This is a genomic window from Rothia sp. ND6WE1A (assembly GCF_001683935.1).
Classification (GTDB): Bacteria; Actinomycetota; Actinomycetes; order Actinomycetales; family Micrococcaceae; genus Rothia; species Rothia amarae.
In genome coordinates, this window is sequence record NZ_LXTU01000047.1 from 1 (window position 1) to 6,196 (window position 6,196).

The 6,196-nt window shown below is 54.9% G+C and carries 4 protein-coding genes; 3 read left to right on the top strand and 1 reads right to left on the bottom strand.

The window, feature by feature from the left end:
* Positions 1–573, top strand: a 573-nt coding sequence (locus A7E48_RS05940) for a transposase (protein ID WP_141669374.1), incomplete at its 5' end; no start/stop codon positions are given.
* A 134-nt stretch (positions 574–707) separates the two neighbouring features.
* Here A7E48_RS05940 and A7E48_RS05945 read toward each other — a convergent pair.
* A complete protein-coding gene (locus A7E48_RS05945; RefSeq protein WP_068170782.1) occupies positions 708–4,037 on the bottom strand; it encodes an NAD-glutamate dehydrogenase domain-containing protein in 3,330 nt (1,109 codons plus the stop codon).
* 138 nt (positions 4,038–4,175) lie between these two features.
* Between A7E48_RS05945 and A7E48_RS05950 the strand changes: the two genes are divergently transcribed.
* Positions 4,176–4,853, top strand: coding sequence for a nucleoside triphosphate pyrophosphatase (locus A7E48_RS05950; RefSeq protein ID WP_068170785.1), 678 nt, complete (start codon positions 4,176–4,178; stop codon positions 4,851–4,853).
* A 145-nt stretch (positions 4,854–4,998) separates the two neighbouring features.
* A partial coding sequence (locus A7E48_RS05955) for an acetyl/propionyl/methylcrotonyl-CoA carboxylase subunit alpha (protein ID WP_068170789.1) occupies positions 4,999–6,196 on the top strand: 1,198 nt, incomplete at its 3' end.

Genomic DNA, 6,196 nt, shown 5'->3' on the forward strand with positions numbered 1-6,196 from the left:
CCTCGGCTTGCACCGAAGCTTACGGAAGAAATCTTCCAAGCTCTTGATGAGCAAACAGTCATCGTTGCTGGAACAGCAAGTGCTTCTCAGATTATTTCTTCCTTAGCTGCCCAGCTTGAGCTGATTCTGGCACAGCGTAGTGAAGCAGAGCAGCAGATACTGGATTTGGTGGAAGCTCATCCTTTATCAGCAGTTATTCGTTCGATGCCTGGGGTGGGTGTGCGCACCAGTGCCAGGATTCTAACTGAGGTGGTGGGTAAGGATTTTAAGGATGCTTCTCATCTGGCGTCTTATGCTGGGATTGCGCCAGTGGATAGAAAATCGGGTACCTCGATTAAGGGTTCCCACGCCTCACGGCGTGGGAACAAAGCACTTAAGCGAGTGCTTTTCTTATCTGCTTTTGCTTCGTTGAAGGCTGATCAGGCTTCGCGTGCTTATTACGATCGCAAGTGTGCGGAGGGTAAGCGGCATAATCAGGCGGTGATGGCGTTGGCTCGTAAGCGGTTGAATGTTTTGTTTGCGATGTTGCGGGATGGGTGTTTTTATGAGTCTCGTGTGTCGGTGGGGGCTTGACGAAAACTATAGAAGCACCCCCCGACGTCGAAAGCATACGGTTTGCCCACCGCCACAGGAAAGAACCGTGTGCGGTGGGCAAACCGTGTGCGTTCGAGGTTAAGAACAGCTACTTCGTCAAAAGACGCCGCGTCTTAGTAAGCAATCTCGCGCAGCGTGCGAACCGCTACCGAAATCGTCGCTGAATCGGCACGTCGTGAACCTGCTGCGTAGAGATTAATGAACTCAGAAATCTCCTGGGTCAGACGGCGAATCGCCGGTGCCTGCAACGGAGTGACTTTCTCCCACTCCCGAACAAGCTTCATTGCCTGGGCAAAAGTCTCCGGCTGAGCTTTTCCGTTCTCCTCGGCAAATCCGATCAGCTTGCAGGTCAGCGCCGTCAGCGCCTCATACAAGTCCGATCGGAGTGACGCGCGGGCAATCGACTCCCAGCGCCCTACTCGGGGAAGCTCGGTAATGGCAATCATGGTGTTTGAAGCATTGAATCGCTCATACAACGCAAAGTAAAGCGGTGCTACACGTTCGGTGCTCCAGTCGGTTTGTTCGGCGATGGAGACGATGTCAACCAGAGCAATCTGCTCCCAAACCTCCGCCCACAAATCTGCAAGAGCGCCGTCGACTCCCCAGCGGTTCACTGCCCGCTGGTTATCCCGCACACGTTCGAGCAGCTTACCGCCCAAGAAAGATTCCAGGTGACCGCACAGCGATTGAACCTGCGAGAAACGGTTGATGAAAGACTCCATCACACCCTCAATTTCCCCGGACACCTCTGCGCGAGCGAGAGTTCCTTCCTGCACTACCTTGCGTACGGCGCGATCGGTGAAGCGCTGAATGCCATAGACCAAAGAACGCCAGACATCGGGGTCAGTGGTGGGGGCAAGTTCGCGCACCTGCTGCATGGCGTCCTTCAACCCAAAGATGGCGCTCACTGCCAAGAACGAACGCACCACGGTGGAAACGCTCGCACCGGTTTCTTCAACCACCCGGAACACAAAGACAATTCCAGCGGTATCAACGACTTCATTGGCTACCTTGGTGGCAATAATTTCTCGGCGCAGAGGGTGAGACCAGAAATGCTTCCCATATTTCTCCCGCACGGCAGAGGGGAAGTACTCCTGCAGAACCGGCTCTAGCCAGCGGTCCTGCCCAAAGTTTTCATCAATCAAAGTCTGGGTAAGCCACAGCTTCGAGTAAGCGGTGAGAACCGAAAGTTCGGGGCTGGTCAAGCGTTCCTTGTTATCCCGGCGTTCTGCCAGCTCGTCGTTGGTAGGCAGGAACTCAACGTCGCGGTCCAGTCCAGCATTGTTCGATAGGAACTTGATAAAACGGGTTGCCGCTGAATTGGTAGGACGAGTGCCCAAGCGTTCTGCTTGCAACAGAATGTTTTGGTCGATGTTCGAGCGCAACACCTGCTGCGCAACTTCCTCGACCTGTTCCTCAATCAAAGCCGCACGCTCGTCCTTGCTAATCTCTCCAGCGTCAACCAAACGATCTACCAGAATCTTCAAGTTCACTTCGTGGTCGGAGGTCTCCACACCCGCTGAGTTGTCGACGGCGTCAGTATTGAGCAACACCCCATGGCGAGCCGCTTCAATGCGAGCGCGCTGGGTCAACCCAAGGTTGCCGCCCTCCCCTACTACTTTGACGCGCAGTTCGGGGGCAGTGATACGCATGGAATCGTTGGTGGAATCGCGGACGTCGGCATCTGTTTCGCTGCTAGAGCGCACATAGGTGCCGGTTCCGCCGGTGTAAAGCAAATCCACCGGAGCGGCGATGATAGCGCGAATCAATTCTGCGGGGGTCAGTTCCGAGACTTCATCCTCAATGCCGAGCGCCTGCCGAATCTGCTCATTGATTTCGATGGTTTTATCGGAGCGGTTGAAGACGCCACCGCCCTCTGAGATGAGTTCCCGGTTGTAGTCGGTCCAGTAGGCGCGGGGCAGGTTGAAGAGGCGCTCGCGTTCGGCAAATGTGGTTTGAGCATCGGGGTTAGGGTCGATGAAAATGTGCCGTGAATCGAAGGCGGCGACCAGGCGAATATGGGGTGAGAGTAGGACGCCGTTGCCAAATACGTCGCCCGCCATACCACCGATTCCGACCATGGTGAAGTCTTCGGTTTGAATGTCTTTGCCGAACGAAGCAAAATGGCGTTTCACCGATTCCCACGCGCCCCGGGCGGTAATGCCCATGTCTTTGTGGTCGAATCCGACCGAGCCGCCGGAGGCAAAAGCGTCGCCCAACCAGAAACCGCGCTCTAGCGAAAGGGAGTTAGCGGTGTCGGAGAAAGTTGCGGTTCCCTTATCGGCTGCGACCACCAGGTAATGATCGGGGCCATCAAGAATCACCACGTTATCGGGGTGAACAATCTTTTCTTCGCCATTTTCGCTCACCAGGTTATCGGTAACATCCAACAGCGATCCGATGAACAGCTTGTAGGCGTCTACGCCCATCTGCGCATAGAGTTCCTTTTCGGCGTCGCGGTCGGGAAGTCCCTTGGGGAAGAAACCGCCCTTAGAACCGTTAGGAATAATGACGGCGTTCTTGGTGCGCTGGGCTTTGACCAGGCCGAGAATCTCGGTGCGGAAATCCAGCGGGCGATCGGACCAGCGCAAACCGCCGCGGGAGACCATTCCAAAGCGCAGGTGAGTACCTTCGACCTTTGGTGAGTAGACCCAGATTTCCCAGAGCGGGCGCGGCGCCGGCGCACAGGAAATCTCCTGCGGGCGAAGCTTGAACGCTACCGTCTCTTTATTTTGAAAGAGGTTGGTGCGCACGGTGGCTTGCATGACCTCAAGCAGATGGGAGAAGAACTGCTCGGTGGCGGCATCGGTGATTTCGCCCATCTGTTTCTCGATACGGTCTGCAAGTTCTTCCCGGTGGTCTAGACGCTCCTGCCGGTCCAAATCCAGTTCAGGGTCAAAGCTCGTATGGAAATACTCAATAAATGAGGCAGTAAGCTCTGGGTAATTCAGATAGTACCCAGCAATAGTTTTGGTGGTGGGTTTGACCCCCAGCTGCGCCAAGTAAGCCGCATAAGCACGCAAGACGACGACGGTGCGCCAGGAAACCTGCTGGGCGGTGATGAGCTGGTTCAGCTCGTCGTCCTCAGCTTCTTGAGTCAACACAGCATTGAGTGCGTCTTCTGCAAGTTCAAGTGCGCGGTCGTTCTGAGGGAAATCGGTGTGCTCTAGTTCTAATTCAAAGAGGGTGATGTCCTTCCCCTCAAAGGTGACGGCAAAAGCTGCCTGGTTCTTTACGGAAATACCCAGGTGCGCCAGCAGAGGAAGCACAACGGCAATGGATTGCGGTTGCGACAGGTACAAACGCAAAGTTCCCTGAGAAGGAGCTTTCACGATAGCCGGAGCGGATGAGGAACTGAGTTTCTCCAGCACTGCAAAATCAGCGCTTCCCAATTCGGGCTCTTGAGATAGCGGTTTGAGGGAAAGGTTGGGTGTAGCGCTCATGGGATTCCTCCGATAGCTGGTTGGAAAGAGACGGTCGTTTCGTCGTTTTCGTTTTCAATCTATCGAAGCTAGCGGCAACTATAAATACTGGAGAACCGGAAATTCCACATAATAGACCTCGCCCCATAAACTGAACATATGCTCACTGAAAATACTGTTCAAGCCGAGTCTCGTCTGATTCTCGCATCTAGCTCCCCCGCCCGGAAAAAACTCCTCGAAGATTCAGGTGTGGAATTCACGGTAATTGTCTCTGAAGTAGACGAAGAACAAGCCTTGCAACAAGCACAAGAGCACGCCTATGCCTCAGGACTGGGTAAGATTACCCCGGCGCAGACCGCTCTCCTGTTGGCAAAAGCTAAAGCACAAGCTGTAGCGCAATTACCAGAATCGGAAGGGGCGCTGGTTTTGGGCTGTGATTCAGTGTTTGAAATGAACGGCCAAGCCTTTGGCAAACCCCGCACCGCTGAAAAGGCACTGGAGCGCATCCGCCAGATGAGCGGCAATGAGGGCGTGCTACACACCGGTCACTGGCTGGTTGATAACCGCACGAGGAGTCGCTCCCCCGAAGCCTCGGAATTGCGCAGCGCCGTCGTGCGTTTTGAAGAGATGAGCGAGGCTGAAATGACCGCATACGTGGGCACCGAAGAGCCCCTATGGGTGGCTGGTTCCTTCACCATCGACGGCTTTGGGGCGGCGTTCGTCCGTGAAATCGAGGGAGAATTTCACACGGTCGTTGGCCTATCAGTGAACGCGTTGCGTTCCATGCTGAAAGAAATGAATCTCTCCATCACAGAGTTTTGGAAGAAATCAGCGTAAATTTTAAACATATTCGTAGTGTTTTGACGGTAAAATCGACAAACAGACGCACAAAGCATAACCGTGAGCGCTCCAGAGCCACAGAGTTTCAGCCCGATTCAGGGCAGTTTCCTCTCGACGTATCGCGGATCAAAGGAGTTTTTCATTGTCCACTACCCATGACCGCGATCTCGCGCATTTTGTTGCTCGCGAGGGTCGCCATACGGGCCCCGTTTCCAAGGTTTTAATTGCCAATCGCGGTGAGATTGCGGTACGAGTTATTCGTGCTGCGCGTGATGAAGGTATTAAGACAGTGGCAGTTTACGCCGAGCCTGATCGCGATGCGTTGCACGTGCGCCTGGCTGATGAAGCCTACTCTTTGGGTGGTTCCACTGCCTCTGATTCCTATCTGGTCATTGATAAGCTCCTGCAGGTTGCTGAGCGCGCTGGCGCTGATTCGGTGCATCCCGGTTACGGTTTCCTCTCAGAAAACTCCGAGTTCGCGCAGCGTGTGATTGACTCTGGTCTGACCTGGATTGGTCCTTCGCCTGAAGCTATTACTCGTTTGGGCGACAAGGTTGCTGCCCGCCATATTGCAGAGAAAGTCGGCGCTCCCCAGGTTCCCGGAACCCAGGATCCCGTGGAATCTGCCGCTGAAGTTGAAGCTTTTGCCGACGAATTTGGGCTGCCCATCGCCATTAAAGCTGCCTTCGGTGGCGGCGGACGCGGCATCAAGGTGGTTCGCCAGCGTGAAGATATCCCCGAGCTTTTTGATTCGGCAGTTCGCGAGGCAACCGCAGCATTTGGTCGCGGTGAATGCTTTATTGAGCGATTCTTAGACTCGCCCCGCCACGTTGAAACCCAGTGCTTGGCGGATGCCGCCGGTAACGTCGTCGTGGTATCTACCCGCGATTGCTCGTTGCAGCGCCGCAACCAGAAACTGGTTGAAGAGGCTCCTGCTCCCTTCCTTTCCGAGGCGCAACTTGAACGCCTCTACGAATCCTCCAAGGCGATTCTCAAAGAGGCAGGCTACCAGGGCGCTGGAACCTGTGAATTTTTGATAGGAACCGACGGCACCATTTCCTTCCTCGAAGTCAACACCCGCCTTCAGGTAGAGCATCCTGTCTCCGAAGAAATTTCTGGAATTGATTTGGTGCGCGAGCAATTCCGCGTGGCCCGTGGTGAGGAGCTCGGTTTTGATGATCCGGTTCTGCGCGGTCATTCTTTCGAATTCCGTATCAATGGTGAGGACGCCGGGCGTTCGTTCATGCCCTCCCCCGGTACCGTGGAAAAATTAGCTATCCCCACCGGCCCCGGTGTGCGCTGGGATTCCGGTGTGATGGAGGGCGACGTCATCGGCGGTT

Excerpts from the sequence above, each read along its gene's own strand:
- A7E48_RS05950 (WP_068170785.1), top strand. The coding sequence starts at position 4,176 with ATGCTCACTGAAAATACTGTTCAAGCCGAGTCTCGTCTGATTCTCGCA.
- A7E48_RS05945 (WP_068170782.1), bottom strand. The coding sequence starts at position 4,037 with ATGAGCGCTACACCCAACCTTTCCCTCAAACCGCTATCTCAAGAGCCC.